This is a genomic window from Hydrogenophaga sp. ZJX-1 (assembly GCF_048590325.1).
Taxonomy (GTDB): Bacteria; Pseudomonadota; Gammaproteobacteria; order Burkholderiales; family Burkholderiaceae_C; genus Hydrogenophaga.
Genome location: NZ_JBMBRA010000001.1, coordinates 456,245 through 475,437 on the forward strand (window position 1 = coordinate 456,245; position 19,193 = coordinate 475,437).

The 19,193-nt window shown below is 67.8% G+C and carries 14 protein-coding genes, 1 pseudogene and 2 riboswitches; of the genes and pseudogenes, 3 read left to right on the forward strand and 12 right to left on the reverse strand.

What is annotated here, in order from left to right:
• Positions 1-2: 2 nt before the first annotated feature.
• The 3 genes from ACN5W5_RS02290 to aroE form a co-directional block, all read right to left on the reverse strand.
• The gene (locus tag ACN5W5_RS02290; protein WP_177139024.1) at positions 3-743 is read right to left on the reverse strand and encodes a GntR family transcriptional regulator; all 741 of its coding nucleotides are present in this window, start codon (positions 741-743) and stop codon (positions 3-5) included.
• A gap of 71 nt (positions 744-814) precedes the next feature.
• Complete coding sequence (locus tag ACN5W5_RS02295; RefSeq protein ID WP_420046978.1) at positions 815-1,702, reverse strand: EamA family transporter; 888 nt, start codon at positions 1,700-1,702, stop codon at positions 815-817.
• A 7-nt stretch (positions 1,703-1,709) separates the two neighbouring features.
• The gene (gene aroE, locus ACN5W5_RS02300) at positions 1,710-2,531 is read right to left on the reverse strand and encodes a shikimate dehydrogenase (RefSeq protein WP_420046979.1); all 822 of its coding nucleotides are present in this window, start codon (positions 2,529-2,531) and stop codon (positions 1,710-1,712) included.
• A gap of 95 nt (positions 2,532-2,626) precedes the next feature.
• Here aroE and ACN5W5_RS02305 point away from each other — a divergent pair, with 95 nt between their 5' ends.
• On the forward strand, positions 2,627-3,286 hold the full coding sequence (locus tag ACN5W5_RS02305) for a DsbA family oxidoreductase (protein ID WP_420046980.1): 660 nt from the start codon (positions 2,627-2,629) through the stop codon (positions 3,284-3,286).
• Here the strand turns inward: ACN5W5_RS02305 and ACN5W5_RS02310 are convergent, their stop codons facing one another.
• The 3 genes from ACN5W5_RS02310 to ACN5W5_RS02320 all read right to left on the reverse strand — a co-directional run bounded on the left by ACN5W5_RS02310 (position 3,287) and on the right by ACN5W5_RS02320 (position 8,236).
• Entirely contained in the window at positions 3,287-3,937 is a 651-nt protein-coding gene (locus ACN5W5_RS02310) for a hypothetical protein (RefSeq protein WP_420046981.1), read from the reverse strand.
• Positions 3,938-4,036: 99 nt separating this feature from the next.
• On the reverse strand, positions 4,037-6,508 hold the full coding sequence (locus tag ACN5W5_RS02315) for a filamentous hemagglutinin N-terminal domain-containing protein (RefSeq protein WP_420046982.1): 2,472 nt from the start codon (positions 6,506-6,508) through the stop codon (positions 4,037-4,039).
• A gap of 63 nt (positions 6,509-6,571) precedes the next feature.
• Positions 6,572-8,236, reverse strand: coding sequence for a ShlB/FhaC/HecB family hemolysin secretion/activation protein (locus ACN5W5_RS02320; RefSeq protein ID WP_420046983.1), 1,665 nt, complete (start codon positions 8,234-8,236; stop codon positions 6,572-6,574).
• A gap of 182 nt (positions 8,237-8,418) precedes the next feature.
• Between ACN5W5_RS02320 and ACN5W5_RS02325 the strand changes: the two are divergent.
• Positions 8,419-8,604: pseudogene (locus ACN5W5_RS02325) on the forward strand (DUF305 domain-containing protein); the annotation flags it as partial.
• Between the two features lie 38 nt (positions 8,605-8,642).
• On the opposite strand, the gene ACN5W5_RS02330 reads toward ACN5W5_RS02325, so the two are convergent.
• The 5 genes from ACN5W5_RS02330 to ACN5W5_RS02350 all read right to left on the reverse strand — a co-directional run bounded on the left by ACN5W5_RS02330 (position 8,643) and on the right by ACN5W5_RS02350 (position 15,055).
• Positions 8,643-9,275, reverse strand: a complete 633-nt coding sequence (locus tag ACN5W5_RS02330; protein ID WP_420046984.1) for a glutathione S-transferase — start codon at positions 9,273-9,275, stop codon at positions 8,643-8,645.
• Between the two features lie 22 nt (positions 9,276-9,297).
• A complete protein-coding gene (locus ACN5W5_RS02335; protein ID WP_420046985.1) occupies positions 9,298-11,214 on the reverse strand; it encodes a B12-binding domain-containing radical SAM protein in 1,917 nt (638 codons plus the stop codon).
• A gap of 105 nt (positions 11,215-11,319) precedes the next feature.
• On the reverse strand, positions 11,320-12,579 hold the full coding sequence (locus ACN5W5_RS02340; RefSeq protein ID WP_420046986.1) for a D-amino acid dehydrogenase: 1,260 nt from the start codon (positions 12,577-12,579) through the stop codon (positions 11,320-11,322).
• Between the two features lie 59 nt (positions 12,580-12,638).
• Positions 12,639-12,744: riboswitch (glycine riboswitch) on the reverse strand.
• 12 nt (positions 12,745-12,756) lie between these two features.
• Positions 12,757-12,852: riboswitch (glycine riboswitch) on the reverse strand.
• Positions 12,853-12,860: 8 nt separating this feature from the next.
• The gene (locus ACN5W5_RS02345; RefSeq protein WP_420046987.1) at positions 12,861-13,859 is read right to left on the reverse strand and encodes a Bug family tripartite tricarboxylate transporter substrate binding protein; all 999 of its coding nucleotides are present in this window, start codon (positions 13,857-13,859) and stop codon (positions 12,861-12,863) included.
• A gap of 23 nt (positions 13,860-13,882) precedes the next feature.
• Positions 13,883-15,055: a M20 aminoacylase family protein gene (locus ACN5W5_RS02350; RefSeq protein ID WP_420046988.1), complete on the reverse strand. Its 1,173-nt coding sequence runs from the start codon at positions 15,053-15,055 to the stop codon at positions 13,883-13,885.
• Positions 15,056-15,162: 107 nt separating this feature from the next.
• On the opposite strand from ACN5W5_RS02350, the gene ACN5W5_RS02355 reads away from it, so the two are divergent.
• Positions 15,163-16,137, forward strand: a complete 975-nt coding sequence (locus tag ACN5W5_RS02355) for a LysR family transcriptional regulator (RefSeq protein WP_420046989.1) — start codon at positions 15,163-15,165, stop codon at positions 16,135-16,137.
• Here the strand turns inward: ACN5W5_RS02355 and gcvP are convergent.
• A complete protein-coding gene (gene gcvP, locus ACN5W5_RS02360) occupies positions 16,121-19,048 on the reverse strand; it encodes an aminomethyl-transferring glycine dehydrogenase (RefSeq protein WP_420046990.1) in 2,928 nt (975 codons plus the stop codon). The two genes, ACN5W5_RS02355 and gcvP, sit on opposite strands and share 17 nt — an antisense overlap.
• Positions 19,049-19,193 lie beyond the last annotated feature (145 nt).

Below are 19,193 nucleotides of genomic sequence, written 5' to 3' on the forward strand. Positions count from 1 at the left end.
CTTCAGGTGATGTTGACGGTGTAGTGAAACGCGTGCGCGTCACCGCGCGTGATGCGCAGTTCGACACAGCGCCCGGTGAGGTCGTAGGCCGAGCGCTGCACCTGCGCGCAGGGGTGGCCGGCGGGCAGGCCCAGGTGGCGGGCCTGTGAGGCGCTGAGCTGGGCAAAGCCGATGTCGTCCAGTGCGCGGTGCACGTGGACCTGCACGCGGCGCGCGAACATGGGGTAGAGCAGGTCGTCCCAGGTGCTGAGGTCGTCCTCGGCCAGCGGCTCAAACAGGTCAAGCGGGAGCCAGAGTTCTTCGAACAGGCGGGGCTGGCCGCCCATGAGGCGCAGGCGGTGCAGGCGCAAGACCGGTTCCCCGGTGCCGATGCCCAGCACCCGCGACACCGCGGCCGGCGCGTTCACACGACTGCGCTGCAGGATGCGCGAAACCGGCACCTCGCCGGTGCCGCTGTCGAAACGGAAGAAGCGCAGCATGGTCGCGCCCGAGAGCCCCTGGCGCACAAAGGTTCCTTTGCCATGGATGCGCTCGATGAAGCCCTGCTCGGCCAGCAGCTCCAGTGCCCGCCGCATGGTGCCCAGGGCCACGCTGTGTTCGGTGGCGAGCTGGCTCTCGGCGGGCAGCGCAGAGCCGGGCGACCACTCACCCGCGATCACACGCGCACGCAGCGCCTGCGCCAGCGAGGCGTAGCGGCTCAGACCGGGTTCGGCGGGCGGGACGAGGTGCAGGGCTTTGTTCATGTGATGAACTCTAGTCCTCTATAGGACTAGAGTTCATCAGTGAAAACCCTGATCGCGTCACCGCGAAGCGATCACTGCACGATTTCGTCGGCGGGACCGTGGTGGGTGTCGGGCTGCGCCGTCACCGAGCTGCCCGCAGCGGCGGCCATGATGAAGCCGATGGCCAGCCACTGCAGGCCGCTCAGCTGCTCGCCCAGCACCAGCAGGCCGAGCAGCGCGGCCACGGCCGGCTCCATGCTGGCCATGACGCCGAACGCGCTGTGCGACAGGCGTTTGAGCGCCACCATTTCCAGCGAGATCGGGATGGCGCTGGACACCGCGGCCACACCCAGCCCGAACAGCAGGATGCCCGGGTCCAGCAGGGCGCTGCCCGCGTGCCAGATGCCGAAGGGCACCACGGTGATCGCCGCCATGGTCAGGCCCAGAGCGACGGAGTGGCCCGCGTGCAGGTGCCCCACGCGTTTGCCGAACACGATGTACGACGCCCAGCACACCGCAGCGCCGAGTGCGAACACCACGCCTTCGGGGTCGAGGCTGGCCACATCGTGCCCCAGCGGCAGCAGGAGGCCGAGGCCGACGATGGCCAGCGCGATCCACACGTAGTCGATGGCCCGGCGCGACGAAAAGAAGGCCACCGCGAGCGGTCCGCTGAACTCGATGGCCACCGCGACGCCGAAGGGGATGGTGCGCAGCGACTGGTAGAACATCAGGTTCATGCAGCCCAGCGCCACGCCGTAGCGCACCAGGCACTTCGCGTCTGCGCGCGAGAGCGGCCAGCGCCAGGGGCGCCAGATCAGCAGCAGGAGCAACGCCGAAAAGCCCACCCGCAAGGCCGTGGTGCCGAGCGAGCCGACTTGCGGAAACAGCTGTTTGGCGAACGAGGTGCCGATGCCCAGCGCCACCACCGAGCCGAACACGGCCAGCAGGGGCACGGCCTGTGCCCAGCGGTGCGAAGTCAACGCGGACTCAGTCCAGAGGAATCGTGAAGCGTGCGATCACCGGCTGGGTGTCCGGGCGCACGCCGCGCCACCACTCGAAGGCCTCGGCCGCCTGCTCGACCAGCATGCCCACGCCATCGGCGATGTTCTGCACGCCCGCGGCCCGAGCCTGCTTCAGGAAGGGGGTGAGGCCCTTGCCGTAGACCAGCTCGTAGGCCAGCGCGCCGGGCGCGAAGGCGCTGGCTGCCAGCGGCAGATCGGCCTGCGAGAGGCCGGTGGAGGTGGCGTTGAGCACCACGTCAAAACGCTCGCCGGCCAGTTCTTCGTAGCCCCCGGTCTGCAGCGCGGCGTGGGCCGCGAAGTCGCGTTTCAGACCGTGCGCCTTGTCGGCGCTGCGGTTGGCGATGGCGATCAGTGCCGGCTTCTGTGCCGCGATCGGCAGGATGGCGCCCCGCGTGGCGCCGCCAGCGCCGCAGATCAGCACGCGCTTGCCCGCCAGCGACACGCCCAGGTTGCGCTGGATGTCGTTCACCAGGCCCAGGCCGTCGAAGTTCTGCGCGAAGATGCGGCCGTCCTCGAACTTGAGCGCGTTCACCGCGCCGGCCAGTCGGGCGGATTCCATCGGGTCGGTGGCGACCTCGAAGGCCTGCAGCTTGAACGGAATCGTCACGTTCATGCCACGGCCACCGGCGGCAATGAAGGCTTCAACCGTGGCCTTGAAGCCGTCCAGCGGCCCTTCGATGGCGGTGTATTCAATGTCCTGGCCGGTGGCCTGCGCGAAGGCGGCGTGGATCAACGGCGATTTGCTGTGGCCAATGGGGTTGCCGATGACGGCGTAGCGGTCGGTCATGGTGCGTGGGAGGAGCGAAGAAAAGGCGAGGCGTCGATTGTCGCGCAAGCCCATGCGCGGGCGCGGGGCTTGCGCCGGCCGTAACATGCCGTTCCATGAGCACCACCCTGAAAATCGACTTTGTGTCCGACGTGTCCTGCCCCTGGTGCGCGATCGGTCTTTCCGCACTGGAACAGGCCCTGGCCGCCGTGCAGGGCGACATCAGCGCCGAGATGCACTTCCAGCCCTTCGAGCTCAACCCGCAGATGGGCCCGGCGGGCCAGGACGTCACCGAACACCTGACGCAGAAATACGGCAGCACGGCCGAGCAGCAGGCGCAGATCCGCGAAACGATCCGCCAGCGCGGTGCCGAGGCCGGGTTCACGTTCAAGGCCGAGGGCCGCGGCCGCATCTGGAACACCTTCGACGCGCACCGCCTGCTGCTGTGGGCCGGCGAAGAGGGCGCCCCGGGCCAGCAGCACGCGTTGAAGAAGGCGCTGCTGACCGCGTACCACGGCCGCGCAGAAAGTCCGGCCGATCACGCGGTGTTGCTGGCGGCAGCGGTCGAAGCCGGTCTGGATGAAGGCCGCGCCCGCGAAGTGCTGGCGAGCGACGCCTTCGCGCAGGACGTGCGCGAGCGCGAACAGTTCTACAACAGCCACGGCATCCACTCGGTGCCGGCCGTCATCATCAACGACCGCCACCTGATCTCCGGCGGGCAACCCGCCGCGGTGTTCGAGCAGGCGCTGCGCCAGATCGCGACATCCCCGGACTGATCAGTCCGGCGTCGGTGCGAAGCCGTGCGGCGCAAACACCGACGCCAGGGAACGCGTGTCGGGCAGCACATAGACCACGCCTTCGGTGCCCTGAAACGCCTTCATCACCACGTCGCCGAAGAACGTCGGTGCGACGTTGATGCAGCCGAAGGAGATGCGGTTGTCATGGGTGCTGGGGGATGTCAGGCGTTTTATGCGCTGTTCCCGGGGGTTGTTGCCGCGCAGGGCGTGCAGGGAGATGGACGTTTCGTAGTCGACCCACAGAATCGGATCGCCAGACAGATTTTTGGCCAGGGCCGCCACGAAACGCCCCGCAGGCGTGGTGCGCTCATGGGGTTTGATGCGTGACAGGGGCTTCTGCCCGATGCCTGGAGAAGCGTCGTCACCTTTCGCCAGACCCAGCAGCGCGGGTGTGGCACCGAGCAGGCGGGCCTCGGCGCTGAAGACGAACACCTGTGCCTGGCGCTTGTCGATCAACACAAACGGCAAACCGCTGTTGTCCCCCGAACGCATGACCCAGGCGGCCACCTGGCGGCTGTCGGTCGAGGCCTGGGTCCAGGCGTGGTGGGCTTCCTCCGGGGGATGGTCGGACTTTCCGACCACCAGCGGCTGCGCCGCCGCGCCCCACGCCAACACGAGCGAAGCCAGCACCGCGATCCTGGCGCCCGCTGCCGCCGTCCTCGTCTTGTCGGACGGGCGAGGCGGACGTGCAGGCGGGTGGCAGAGCGCAGGCAAGCCCACACGCCGGCCTCAGTTGCGGTCCTGCTTCGGTGGTCGAACCGGCACCACCCTGCGGGGTGCTGGCGGCGCGACGAGCACCGGAGGCGCCACCTCGACAGGGACCACGATCGGCGCTGGCGCCACGGGCACCGGGGCCGGGGACTCCAGGGCGAGCAGGACCGGTCCGATGGGCGCCAAAGGCGCAACCGTCAGGCGATAAGGTGTTTCCTGTGCCAAAGGAATGACGGGGAGGTTCCAGTTGCCCACCACCCGGTCCGTGCCCCCGGACGCCGGAACCACCGGCTGTGAAACCGGTGGCAGCGGGGCTGGCGCTGGTGCGGGTGGCCTTGGGCGAGGTTGCCGCGGTGGAGGCAACGGCGTATCGGCGGCCGAGATGTCACCGGACGTTCTAAGCTCGACAGGTTCACAGCAATTGGGAACCGCAAACGCGTAGTTGGCCGTGTCGGGGTCGGCGACGTCCAGCGTGTAGCCGCTGAAGATCACCGTCTTGTCGACACCGGGGGTGGCGTTGGAAAACTGGGCGCTGGCGCCGGAGCCGGCGACCAGTGTCGCGCCGGGTGGCAGGCCTTTCAGGCCGGTCAGCGTGGCGGTGGTCGTGCCGTCGAAAGTTTTGCTGGCGACCTCCGGGAACACCAGCATGTACTGGGTGAGGACGGCACCTTCGGTCAGGGAAAACTGGGGCTCGTAGTCGAACGGTGGGACGTACGACACCGGGTTGAAGTAGATCGCCGCCGGCGCGTTGGTGACGGCGGTGGTCGGCGCCGTTGGCTCGAAGGTGAGCGTGCCGCCTTCGCCCGGGCTGGTGGCGCCATAACCGGCACTCAGCACCAGGCCCCGGGGCAGACCCAGACTTTGCCCTGGGATGGTGCTGCCGTCGGTCACCGTGATCGCGCCGCCGATGGTCAGGTCCCCGGGGGCGCAGACCATGATGTTTCCGTCGGTCGCGGACAGGGCTCCTTGGACGGTCGCATCCCGTCCCGCCGCCAGCAGAATGCTGCCGTTGACGGTGGTGATGGCCCCCGTCGTGGCCACCGTGATGTCCCGCCCGCAGCAAACCTCCACGTTGCCATTGGTGGCTGAGATGGGCGCATTCACGGCGACATCGCGCACGGCGGAAATCTCCACGTTGCCACCGGTGGTTGATATGTCCCTATTCACGGCGACATCGGTCCCTGCGGAAACCTGCAGGCTGCCATCGGTGGTCGTGATGGCTGCGTTGATGTTGACATTCCGCGAGGCGCGCAGGGACAGGGTGGTCGCGCTGCCCCATGTGACGGCATCCTCGACAAAGATATCGCCATTGCCAACCCCCGGCGCGTTGGTGATGATCACGTCGTTGTCGCCCAGCGCCAGTGAAAGAGCGCTGCCCGAGATGTTGTCACCGGGGTCGCTGCCGATGGTGAAGTCCAGGGGGTCGATCAGCCAGGTGCCGGTCTTGCCCCGGGCCGCTGCGGTGGTGACGTTCACATTGCTGGCGATCTTGACGGACGCGGCCGAGGTCTCGATGAAACCGCCATCGCCGCCCTTCGGCGCACTGGCGTCCAAGGTGCCGCCGACCTGCATGGTGCCGGTCTGCATGCCGCCCAGCAGCAGGATCGTGCCGTTGCGGTTTTCCAGTGTCCTGGCCTGGATCACGCCGGTGTTGTTGACCGCGTTGGACATCAGGCTGGACGCGGCTTGCGTCGTCATGATCACCCGGCCCCCATCGGCCTGCAGCAGCCCGCCGTTCTCCACCAGTGCGTTGACCGTGCCCTCGTCAACGCTGACGCTGAGCAGCCGGTCGCCCGCCATGTCCAGCGTCAGGCTGCGGCCCGCCGCCAGCGCCACGGTGCCCTTCTGGGCCACCACGTCGCCCTGGTTGGTGACGCCCGCGCCCAGCAGGGCCACGTAGCCACCGTCCGCGGCCCGGATGACGCCCTGGTTGACCACCGTGCCGTTGCCACCGCCCGAAAAGTGGTAGCGACCTGCACGGAAATCGTCGTCGGACAGGTTCAGCGTGGACGCCACCAGGCCACCCACGTTGACGTTCGAGCCGCGCCCGAACAGGATGCCATGGGGGTTGATGAGAAACACCGCGCCATTGGCAGACAGGTTGCCGTGGATGGCGGAAGGGTCGTTGCCGACCACGCGGTTGAGCGCGATTGAACGGCTGTCGGGTTGCACGAACCGGACCGACTCGCCCGCCGCGATGCCAAAGCCCTGCCAGTTGATGGCCGCGTTGGGCGTCGTCTGCGTGATCGTCAACTGGTTCGAAGGCCCGGCGATGGTGGCGTTGCCGGACGTGACCACGCCCCCGGTGGGTTGTGCCATGGCCACCGACCCGCAGGCCAGCATGACCAGCAAGGACACGGCCTTGATGCGAAAGGCCACGCCCCCCGAGCTGCCTGCCGAGGCGGCCTTGCCCGAGTTGCGTGCGTGCTCGGAAACGGCCACGAAAGTGCCGGTGGAGCGGTTCCAGATGGAGCGATGGATGTGGTTCATGTTGTACCTTCTGTGAGCGAACGGCCCGTCAAGCACGGGCCTGCGTGGGCGCTGGATGAGCGATCAGAAGTACTTGACGACCTGAACCCAGAAACGACCGGATTTGTGCGGCGCGGACGTGGCCTCGTCGCCGCCAAGTGGGCGTGCATAGAACGCCTTGAGGGAGAAATCGTTGGCGCGGGCCCAGTAGACGCCCACCCCGGCGCCGCTGAGCTGCCGGTGGTTGGAGCCTTCGCTCCAGGGGTTCTTGTTCAGGGTGACCGAACCCGCATCCACGAAGGCCACCAGCTGGACCTGGCCTGGAACCCGGTCCGACAGGGGCAGCAGTTGCCGGGCTTCCAGTGTCAGCACCGCTCCCTGGTCGGCCGAGGCTTCTCCTTCCGGAAAGGCGCGCACGCCGTACATGCCACCGAGCTGCATCTTTTCAGACGAGTCCAGATTGGTGGAGGCCAACTGACCACCGACCGATGCCATGAAGGAGGTCGATGCGGTCACCTGCTGCACGCGCATCAGCTGGAAACCCAGCTTGCCGTAGCCGCCATGGGTGCGCGCGGTGGCGGCATCGGTGGCGCGCACCGACGGCGTGCGGATGTCCAGGTCGCCGGCCGTGAGGGACAGCAGGTAGCTGTTGAAGCCGCCCCCGCCCACCATGTCGCTGTGGTCGCCATAGATCGACGCCACCGCCACCCGGGCGTGCTTTTCACTCACGAAATCGAACGCGCCCACGTGGTCGTCAAACCGCCGGTTCTCGAGGGTCAGGCCCACGCTGTGGTTGCTGTTGCGGGTGCGCAGCAAGGGGTAACTGCCGAACAGGCTGGCGGTGCGCGCCCGACCGTGGGCGTCCAGGGGCTTGAATTCCTTGCCCAGCTCATAGTCCAGCTGGCTCACGGCCACGCCCACCCGTCCCCTGCCGACGGGCACCTGGTAGGCCGCGCGACCGTAGCGCAGGCCGGGGCCCGAGGTCAGGGCGCGCAGCGTCACCATGTCGCCCCAGCCGGCGGGGTTGTTGATGTTGAGGGTGGCGCCCACGCGGACTTCCCCCGTGTAGCGGTTGCCGGCGTTGTCGGCGTCCACGCTGCCGCTGATGCGCGGACCCTCGATCACGTCCACCATCAGGTCTGACTGACCGAGCGACGCGCCCGGCACCAGGGTGGACCGGACCTCGACGCCGGGCAGATCGGACAACTGCAGCAAACGGGATTCCAGCGGTTCGGAGGCGATCACCTCGCCGCTGTTCAGGCCACCCAGAATGCCGTGGGCCACCCCGTCGTTCAGCCGGCTCGTGTTGTTCAGCTTCACGTTGCCATAGCTGCCTTCCAGCACCGCCATGGTCACGACGCCGTCCTTGACCTCTTGCGCCGGCAGGTAGGCGCGTCCCACCAGGTAGCCGTCCTGGCGATACCGGTTGGTCACCCGGTCGGCCATCGCATTCAGGTCGCCCAGCGTCAGGCGCTGGCCGGGCACAAACCCGGCGATGGCCATCAGTTCGCTCTCTGAATAGACGCTGGCGCCGGTCACGGCGAGCCGCTGAACCACGATGGCGCTGGCGTCCGCAGGCGTCGCAACCGGCGCGGGTTCTTTTTGAATCTCGATCCGTGGCGCAGGCACCGTGCGGGGCGGAACCACGGGCAGCTGTTGCAGCTGCTGGCCCGCGCCTGGAACCGTCTGGGCCAGCGCGGCCAGGGACGTGGCGCACAACGCCACGGACAGCGGAAGTCTTTTCAACATAGGGGTACCTCTTTTGCTTTTTTTTGCCATTGGGGGCAATTCGTCAGCATCCTGGCGCCGCGTGGCTCAGAAGTCTGTGCGCTGGCACACCTATGGCGCCCGCCCGAGACATGCGGGCGGGCGGCGCCTTCGCCCTCGTGCAGGCTTTTCGTCAGATCGCTGCCGGGGTGGACTGATCGCTCACGGGCGACGCCGACCGCGATTTCCTGGCCGGCATGATCCCGCACCACCAGGGCGCCATCGACATGGCCCGCGTGGTGTTGAAGCACGGCAGGGACCCGAAGGTGCGTCAACTCGCCGAGCAGGTGATCGCAGCCCAGGAGAAAGAAATCGTGATGATGCGCGAGTGGCTGGCGCAGCCCAGATGAAGGGCGGCCTGCGCGGAGCGGTCTGATCCTCGGGCGGTTCAGGCCGGGCGGTAGGTGCTGTCGCCGTGGGGCGCGGCGCGGAACTCGGGCAGGGCTTCGGCGGCTTGGGAGAAAGCCACGAGGTTCGGGTAGCGGCTGGCAGGCACCACCTCCGGCAGCATGTTCTGGATGAAGGCCCAGGCCACGGCGGTGCTCACGCCGGCCTGGTCCAGCGCGGTGCGGGTGAGGGCCGGCGGGTGGCTGGCGAGCTGCGCCTCCAGCCCGTTACAGGCGGCGAGCAACTGGCCGGTGACGCGCTCCACCCAGGGTTGATGCTGTTTCTCGGCCGGGCGCAGGCCGCGCTCGTAGACGATCTGCACCGATTTTTCACAGGCGGCCAGCGCGAGGCCCACGGTGCGCAGCGTGTGAGCGAGTGCTGCGGGTTCCCGGGGGATCAGGCTGCGTGGGTGGGTCAGGGCTTCGGCGTACTGCAGGATCAAGGTCGAGTCCATCAGCACCGTGCCGTCGTCGCACACCAGCGTGGGCGCCTTCACCACCGGGTTGGTGCGGCTGAATTCGTCGAAAGTGCGAAACACCGAGAGCGACTGGTGTTCGAACGGGAGGTCGAGCAGTTGCAGCGAGATGGCGACGCGGCGCACATAGGGCGAGTCGAGCATGCCGATGAGCTTCATGGGAGGTCCTCCGGTGAGGGGGTCAGTGGTGGGCGGCGAGTGCTTTCGCAATCTTTCCGCGCTTGACGGTGGCGCGCGGCACGGGCTGCGGCAGGTGTTCGAACCAGCGGCGCACGTCGTCTTCCACGCACAGGCCGTGCATGTAGTTGTAGATCGCCTTGCGCAGGCCGCTGCCGAGCGCGTCGTGGTCGGTGCCGGTGGGGTCGATGAAGCCGATGTCGTTCTTGGCGAAGCTCACCGGCGGCAGCGGGATCAGCTGAATGCCATAGGCCGCCGGGTCCATGCCCACAGGAGAGTGCACGGTGCAGCTGAAGCGGTGGAAGAAGCCGCTCTGGATGCAACCGGCCTCGAACAGCTGGCGCACGTATTCGAGCGCGTCCACCGTGTCCTGCAGCGTCTGCGTCGGAAAGCCGTACATGAGGTAGGCGTGCACCAGGATGCCGGCGTCGCTGAAGCCCTTGGTCACGCGCGCCACCTGCTCGACCGACACGCCTTTTTTCATCAGGTTGAGCAGGCGGTCACTCGCCACTTCCAGCCCGCCGCTCATGGCGATGCAGCCGCTTTGCGCGAGCAGTTCGGCGAGTTCGGGCGTGAAGGTTTTTTCGAAGCGGATGTTGCCCCACCACGAGATGTTGAGCTGGCGCCGGATCAGTTCTTCGGCCAGCGCCTTGAGCGCCTTGGGCGGCGCGGCTTCGTCCACGAAGTGGAAGCCGGTCTGCCCGGTTTCTTCGACGATCTGCTGGATGCGGTCGGCCAGTTTCTGTGCTGTGGCGGTTTCGTAGCGGCCGATGTAGTCGAGGCTCACGTCGCAGAAGCTGCACTTCTTCCAGTAGCAGCCGTGGGCCACAGTGAGCTTGTTCCAGCGACCGTCGCTCCAGAGGCGGTGCATGGGGTTGAGCATGTCGAGCAGGCTCAGGTAGCGGTCCAGCGGCAGGCCGTCCCAGGTGGGGGTGCCCACGTCTTCGAACGGGATGTCGGGCTCGGCCAAGTTCACGAACTGCACTTCACCTTCGGCGTTGCGCAGGAAGCTGCGCTGCAGCCGCTGGCGCCCGCGCTGCCCGTGCAGGTGCTCGATCAGCGAGAGCACCGGCCGTTCGCCCGCATCCAGCGTCACGAAGTCCACGAAATCGAAGACCCGCGGGTCGGACAGTTCACGCAGTTCGGTGTTCACAAAACCGCCGCCCAGCGCGATGCGGATGTGCGGGTTGTGCGCCTTGATGGTCTGCGCGATGCGCAAGGCCGCGTAGACCGAACCGGGAAAGGGCACCGAGAGCAGCACCAGCGCGGGCTTGTGGCGGTGGATGGCGGCCAGCGTCAGGTCGCTCAGCAAGTCGTCCACCAGCGTGGGCGGCGCGGCCAGCGCGGCCGCGAGGGGATCGAATGTCGGCTGGCTGCTGGCGAGCGACTCGGCGTAGCGCACGAACTCGAAACGTTCGTCCACCGCGTCGCGCAGCACGTCGGCCAGATCGTTGAGGTAGAGCGTGCACAGGTGACGCGCCTTGTCCTGCACGCCGAGCGCGCCGAAGGCCCAGGCCAGCGGGTCGCCGTTGCCGTCGTCCACGTAGGCGTCGAGCGCGGCAAAGCGCGGGCCTTCGGGCAGCAGGCCGCGCGCGGCGATGCGGTGGGCCAGCGTCGAGTCGCGGCCCTGCAGGTAGGCGATGGCCGGGCCGATGGTGCTGCGGTAGGCGTCGAACTGGTCGAGGAATGCGTGCACGCTGCCCGAGCGCTGCGCCTCGGCCTGGGCCAGCGCGCGGCCACGCACCGCCTCCAGGCCGGCCGGCGTGAACAGCTTCAGGACAAGCGCCAGCGCCAGGTCTTCCTGCACCGCGTCGATGCCGCGCGAACGCAGGAAGCCGGTGAGGTAGGCGGTGGACGGGTAGGGCGTGTTGAGCTGTGTCATCGGGGGGATGACGCTCAGCACGCGGAAATCGGTGGGCATGGGCGGATCGGCTGGAGGTAACACAGGGAGCTTAGCCCAAGCCCGCCGCACCAGCGGGCCGGTGGGCGCCATACCCGCTGATCGCCGCTGGTTGCGCGTGCGGCGTCAGACAGCGGGGGCGGGTATCACCGGGCGCGTGTGGCGCTGTTGTGCCTGCCACTGCGCCACATGTCCGGTGAGCTGGTGCGCGGTGATGGCGGAGAGCGTCCAGCCCAGGTGGCCGTGGCCGGTGTTGTAGAACACGTTGGGCCGGCGGCCGGGGCCGACGCGCGGCAGCATGTCCGGCATCATGGGCCGCAGGCCGGCCCAGGGCTCGACGCGGCGCGTGCTCACACCCGGGAAACACTGGTTGACCCAGTTGACCAGCGGGCGGATGCGGTCGGCGCGGATGTCGAGGTTCATGCCATTGAACTCGGCCGTGCCCGCGACGCGGAAGCGGTCAACCCCCAGGCGGCTGGTGACGAGCTTGGTTTCGTCGTCCAGCAGGCTGACCTGCGGCGCGGCGGCTTGGCTCGCTTCGTCGTTGAGCATCACGGTGATGGAATAGCCCTTGACCGGGTAGACGTTGAGGCGGTCGCCCAGCTGCGCACCGAGCGCGCGGCTGTGCACGCCGGCGCAGACCACCACGGCATGGCCACTCACCACCTCGCCGCTGGACAGCGTGACCGTTGCGGACGCGCCGTCGCTCTGCACGCGCGCCACCGTCTGGCCGGTGAGCAGCTTCACGCCCAGGCGCTCGCAGGCCAGGGAGAGGCCGTGGGTGAACTTGTGGATGTCGCCGGTGCTGTCGCTCTCGGTGAAGTAGCCGCCGTAATAGTCACCGGCCAGCGTGGGTTCGATGGCGCGCATCTCGTCGGGCGTGACGGCGCGGCGTGGCAGGCCACCTTCGGCCAGCAGCTTCGAGACCTCACCCGCATGGTCGAAGCCGGCCTTGTCGCGGTAGATGTGCAGGATGCCCTGCTGCTTGAGGTCGAAATCGATGCCTTCGGCCTGTGCCCAGCCGAAGAGGTGCTCGCGCGCGGCGATCGCCAACTTCGCGGTGGCGATGGTGTTGTCGCGGTACTTCGGAATGGACGCCGCGAACTCGGCGAACCAGCTCAGCTTGTGCCAGCTGGGCTTGGGGTTGACCAGCAGCGGCGCATCGGCCTTGAGCATCCACTTGATGCCCTTGAGCAGGGTGGAGGGGTGGGTCCAGGTTTCGGCGTTGGAGGCCGAGAGCTGGCCGCCGTTGGCGTGGCTGGTTTCCATGCCCGCGTAGCGGTGTTTTTCGATCAGGGTGACGCGGTGACCCTGACGCGCCAGGGCGTAGGCGCTGGTGACGCCGGTGATGCCGCCGCCGATGACGATGAGGTGTTGCTGTGCCATGGGAATCTCTTTGAAGGCCGTCAAACAAAGGGGCACGCCCCGCACACCGTGTGCGGGCCATGACCCCCTCTGTTTGTGACCTGAGAGATTCACCCGCCGTGGCGGCGGGCTTGCTCCTGCGGTGGGCCGGGGGACGAATCCCGGCCACTCTTCAGAGTTGTGCGCTTTGAATGGCGCGGTCGTCGATCGGTCCTTTGGCCTGAGAGTTTCCGGGGCGGTTGCTCCTTCGGCGCCGGTTCCCTTTGCAGGCCCGGTCTCTCCCGATCGACGGAAGAAGGCGTCTATTGTGCCTGCAGACCGATGGATTTGACGATGGCCCGGAACTGTTGTGTGCCGTCGGTGTAGGCCTTGTCGGCTTCGGCGAGCGTCTGTGGTTTGGGCAGCAGCTGGCTGTTGGCTTCGAGCGCGGCGTGCACGCCGGCGTCGCCCAGCGTGCCGGTGATGGCCTTGTGCAGCGCGCTGACCACCGGCTCCGGGGTGTCCTTCTTCACGAAGTAGCCGGTCCAGATCTTGAACGTGAAGTCCTTGAGCTGTTTGCTTTCGCTGACGGCGGGGTACTGCTTCACGCTGTCCAGCCGCTCGCTGTTGAGCATGGCCAGCACCTTGACGCGGCCCTGCTTCTGCATCTCGTCGTACTTCTTGCCGTAGGGCGCGAGGAAGAAGTCCACCTGGCCGGCCATCAAATCCTGCTCGGCGGGGGCCGCGCCCTTGTAGGGCACGTGGATCATCGGGATGCCGGTGACCTTGGACAGGTGCTCGCCCAGCAGGTGGTAGAACGAACCGGGGCCGACGCTGGCGAAGGTCAGCGGCTTGCCGTCCTTGGCGGCCTTGCGCGCGTAGTCCACGAATTCGTCCACGCTGTTGACCGGCAGGTCTTTCTTCGCGAGGAAGGCGATCTGCGCGGTGGCGATCATCTGTACCAGGCGGAAGTCTTCGCTCTTGAACTTGATCGATGAAATCGCCAGCGGCGCCAGGATCAGTTCATTGGGCGAACCCTGGAACAGGGTGTAGCCGTCCGAGGGGCCGTTGAGCACCTTCTGCGCCGCGATGGAGCCGCTGGCGCCACCCAGGTTTTCGATCACCACCGGCTGGCCGAGCTGCTTGCCCAGGGTGATGTTGACCGAGCGTGCGATCACGTCCGACAGGCCGCCGGCCGGGTAGGGGACCATCAGCGTCACCGGTTTGGCGGGGAAGGTCTGGGCGATGGCCGTGCCGGTCAGGCCGAGGGTGGCCAGTGTGGCGCCGACGATGAGCGTCTGGATGCGGATGCGTGCGTTCATGGTGTTGTCTCCTGTCGTGGTTCTCAAGGGGTGGGGGAAAGCAGGTCCTGCACGAGCGCGACCCAGTAGGCTGCGCCGGGGGCGATGTTCAGGTCGTTGAAGTCGTAGGCGGGGTTGTGCACCATGCAGGCGCCGGGTTCGCCATCGACGCCGTTGCCGATGAAGAGGTAGCAGCCCGGCACGCGTTCGAGCATGAAGGCGAAGTCCTCGCTGCCGGTGAGCATGGGCCCCTGCGGGTTGACTTGCTCGGCGGAGAAATGCTTCTGCGCCACGGCCAGCGCGCGGGCGGTCTGCTGTTCGTCGTTGACCAGCACCGCGTAGCCGGGACGCCACTGGATGTCGGCGTGCACACCGTAGCTCTGCGCCTGCAGCTGGATCAGGTCCTTGATGCGCCGCTCCATGTCGCGCCGCACCTGCGGGTCCAGTGCGCGCAGGCTGATCTCCAGCCGGGCGCTGTCCGGGATCACGTTGTTGGCTTCGCCGGCCTGCAGCGCGCCGACCGTGACCACGGCCGGCTGCAGCGGATCGACATTGCGCGAGACGATGGTCTGCAGCGCCATGACGATCGAGGCCGCTGCCACCAGCGGGTCGGTGGCCTTGTGCGGCATGGCGCCGTGCCCACCCACGCCTTGCAGGGTGACGGTGGCGTAGTCCGAGGAGGCCATGGTGGGACCGCTGCGGAACACCAGATGTCCCTGCGGCGTGCCCGGCATGTTGTGCATGGCGAAGATGGCGTCGCAAGGGAAGCGCTGAAACAGGCCGTCCTCCATCATCTTCAGCGCGCCGCCTCCGCCTTCCTCGGCGGGCTGGAAGATCAGGTTCAGCGTGCCGTCGAAGCGGCCGTGCTGCGCCAGATGATGCGCGGCGGCCAGCAGCATGGCGGTGTGGCCGTCGTGGCCGCAGGCGTGCATGACGCCCTGCGTGCAACTGGCCCAGGCCGCGCCGGTGCCTTCGGCGATCGGCAGGGCATCCATGTCGGCGCGCAGGCCGATGGAACGCGAGGATGTCCCGCGCCTGAGCTGTCCGACCACCCCGGTGCCGCCCAGTCCCATGCTGACTTCGTAACCCCAGGCGCCCAGCTGGGCAGCGACCAGGGCGGCGGTGCGGCGTTCGTTGAACGCCAGTTCCGGGTGGCGGTGGATGTCGCGGCGAATGGCGGTGAATTCCGCGACAGCCGCGTCACTGAGTCGATCCATGCAGTGGGCTCCTTGAAACATGAACTTTTCTGCATGTTAGTAAGCCGTCGTTGTAAAGTCCAATGCATTGATCATCAATAATCCATAACTTTCAATGGAGGTTCTGGATGACGCTCGTGCAGTTGCGACACTTCGTGGTGCTGGCCGAAACGGGGGCTTTCGTGCAGGCCTCGCGGGCCTTGTTCCTGACCCAGCCGGCGCTCACGCGCAGCATCCAGTCGCTCGAGGACGAGCTGGGCGAACGCCTGTTCGATCGCCTGGGCCGGCGCATCGCGCTCACGCCGTTCGGGCACGAGGCGCTGCAGCGCGCCCGGCGCCTGGTGGCCGATGCCGAAGCGCTGAAGCAGACCGGCAAGGGGCTGCATGCGGGGCTGATCGGCAGCCTGAGGATCGGCCTGAGTTCGGGGCCCGGCGCTCTGCTGTCCACGCGGTTGATGCTCTACATGGCCGAGCACCACCCGCGGCTGCAGCTGCAGATTTCGCGCGGCAACACCGCCGTCCTGATCGATGCGTTGCGGGACCAGCGGCTGGATGCGCTGGTGGTGGACGTGCGATCGGTGCGGCCTTCGGCCGATCTGCAGATCGCGCTGACCTTCGAGCTGGAGGCGGGCTTCCTGGTGCGTCCCGATCACCCCTTGATCGGGCTCGGGCGGCCGGTGCGCATCGACGAGGTGCTGGCCTATCCGGTCGCTTCCACGCCCTTGAGCGACGAGGTGGCGCGCATGCTGATCGACCGCTATGGACCGCAGGCCAACCCGGACGACATGGTGACCTTGCGCAGTGATGAGACGCTGAACATCATCGAGGTCGCCCGGCACAGCCACGCCATCGTGCTGACCGCCAACGCCGCGGCCGAGGGGCTGGTGCCGCTGGACATGACGCCGGCGCTCAATTCCACGGCGCGCTTCGGGCTGGTCACCCTGGCCCGCCGGCAGGAGGCACCGGCCCTGCGCATCCTGCGCGAACAGATGCCGGGCTGGATCGCCGGCTTTCTGGCCGTCACCCCGGGCACAAAAAACACAGGGCGCCAGCGGCGCCCTGTGAAGACGGGGTCAGGGACAGGTCTCAGTCCAGCTCGCTGACCGGCACGCAGCTGCAGAACAGGTTGCGGTCGCCGTAGACGTTGTCGATGCGGCCCACCGGCGGCCAGTACTTGGCGTGCGCACGGGTCGATTGCGAGGCGGAACCCACGTCGCGGCCATAGGGATGTGGCCAGTCGGCCTTCATCAGGCTGTCGGCGGTGTGCGGCGCGTTCTTCAGCGGGTTGTCGTCCTGTGGCCATTCGCCACGTTCGATGCGGCGGATCTCTTCACGGATCGCGATCATCGCGGCGATGAAGCGGTCCAGCTCTTCCAGCGTCTCGCTCTCGGTCGGCTCGACCATCAGCGTGTTGGCGACCGGGAAGCTCAGCGTGGGGGCGTGGAAGCCGTAGTCCATCAGGCGCTTGGCCACGTCCTCGGCCATCACGCCGCTGGTTTCCTTGAGGCCGCGCAGGTCCAGGATGCACTCGTGGGCCACATGGCCGTTGGCCGAGGCGTAGAGCGTGGGGTAGTGGTCGGCCAGGCGCTTGCTGATGTAGTTGGCCGACAGGATGGCGGCCTCGGTGGCGTGCTGCAGGCCCTGGGGACCCATCATGCGGATGTACATCCAGCTGATGGGCAGCACGGCCGCGTTGCCCAGCGGCGCTGCGCTGACGGCACCGACGGCGTGGGCCGACGCCGGCGCACCGCACACGCCGCCGGGCTCGGCACCTCGGCCATGACCCGGCAGGAAGGGCACGAGGTCCTCGACCACGCAGACCGGACCCACACCCGGACCGCCGCCGCCGTGCGGGATGCAGAAGGTCTTGTGCAGGTTCAGGTGGCTCACGTCGCCGCCGAACTCGCCCGGTGCGGCCACGCCGACCAGCGCATTCATGTTCGCGCCGTCCACGTAGACGCGGCCGCCATGCTGGTGCACCAGGGCGCAGAGTTCCTTCACCGTGGTCTCGAACACGCCGTGGGTCGAGGGGTAGGTGATCATCACGCAGGCCAGGTTGGCGCTGTGCTGTTCGCACTTGGCCTGCAGGTCGGCCATGTCCACGTTGCCGTTCTCGTCGCACTTGGTCACCACCACCTGCAGGCCCGCCATCTGGGCCGAGGCGGGGTTGGTGCCATGGGCCGACGAGGGGATCAGGCAGATGTTGCGGTGCGTGTCGCCGCGCGAGGCGTGCCAGGCCTGGATCGCCAGCAGGCCGGCGTACTCGCCCTGCGAACCGGCGTTGGGCTGCAGGCTGATGCCGGCGTAACCCGTGGCCTGGCAGAGCCAGGCGCGCAGCTGCTCGTCCAGCTCTTTGTAGCCCTGCAGCTGGTCGGCCGGGGCGAAGGGATGCACATTGGCGAACTCGGGCCAGGTGATGGGGATCATCTCGCTGGTGGCGTTGAGCTTCATGGTGCAACTGCCCAGCGGGATCATGCTGCGATCCAGCGCGAGGTCCTTGTCGGCGAGCGCGCGGATGTAGCGCAGCATGCCGGTCTCGCTGTGGTGGCTGTTGAACACCGGGTGGGTGAGGTAGGCGCTGGTGCGGCGCAGTTCGGCCGGAATCAGCGGTTCCACGCCCTTCTCGAAGGTGTCGAAGGTCGGCAGTGCCTGACCGTCCGTGGCGAACACCGACCACAGCAGGGCGATGTCCTCGCGCGTGGTGGTCTCGTCCAGCGACATGCTGACGTACTGGCCCCAGGAGAGGCGCAGGTTCGCGCCCTGTGCGACGGCCTTGGCCACGATGGCCTGGGCCTGCGCCGCGTCGGCGGCCTTGACGGTGAGCGTGTCGAAGGCCGAGCTGCTGGTCAGCGCGCAGCCCAGTTGCTGCAGGCCGGCGGCCAGCACGGCGGTGTAGGCCGCCACACGCTGGGCGATGCGCTTGAGGCCCTGCGGGCCGTGGTAGACGGTGTACATGCTGGCCACGACGGCCGGGAGCACCTGCGCCGTGCAGATGTTGGAGGTGGCCTTCTCGCGGCGGATGTGCTGTTCGCGCGTCTGCAGCGCTAGGCGGTAGGCCGGGTTGCCGTGGGTGTCCACGCTCACGCCGACCAGTCGGCCGGGCAGGGAGCGCTTGAACTCGTCGCGGCAGGCCATGTAGGCAGCGTGCGGGCCGCCCGCACCCATGGGCATGCCGAAGCGCTGCGTGGTGCCGACCACGATGTCGGCGTCGAACTCGCCCGGGGGCACCAGCAGCGTCAGCGCCAGCAGGTCGGCAGCCACGATGAAGGCCGCCTGTTTGCCGTGCACGGTGGTCACGTCGGCGCGCAGGTCGTCGATGCGGCCGCTGGTCGAGGGGTACTGCGCCAGCACGGCGAAGTAGTCGTCGCCCTTGAGCGCCTCGGACCACTCGGGCGCCGAGTTCGCCAGCTTGACCGTCAGGCCCAGCGGTTTCGCGCGGGTCTGGATCACCTCGATGGTCTGCGGGTGCGCGTCACCGGCAACCACGATCACCGAGCCCTTGGCCTTGACCGAGCGCCTGGCCAGCGTCATCGCCTCGGCGGCGGCCGTGGCCTCATCCAGCATGGACGCATTGGCGATGGCCATGCCGGTGAGGTCGGTCACCAGGGTCTGGAAGTTCACCAGCGCTTCCATGCGGCCCTGCGAAATCTCGGCCTGGTAGGGCGTGTAGGCGGTGTACCAGGCGGGGTTCTCCAGCACGTTGCGCAGGATGACGCCCGGCGTGTGGGTGCCGTAGTAGCCCTGGCCGATGAAGCTCCTGAAGACCTTGTTCTTCGAGGCGATGGCCTTGAGTTCGGCCAGCGCCGCGGCTTCGGTGGTCGCCGGCGGCAGATCCATGCCGGTGCTGCGCGCGATGCTGCGCGGCACGATGCCGTCGATCAGGGCGCGGCGCGAGGCCTCGCCGATGACCGACAGCATCATCGTTTCGTCGGCTTCGCTGATGCCGATGTGGCGGGCAATGAACTCGCTGGCATTTTCGAGTTCATCCAGGGGTTTGACAGACGGCATCAGCATGGGAAGACCTGCAGATTGGAGTGGAAGTGTGAGGTGATGGACTGGTGGTTCGCGTGAGGGGCAGCGAGCCAGCGGGTGCCGCGGAACCGGCATTGCCGGGCCGCTGGCGCTGCCCCCTTGAGGGGGGACGCGCGCAACGCGGCAG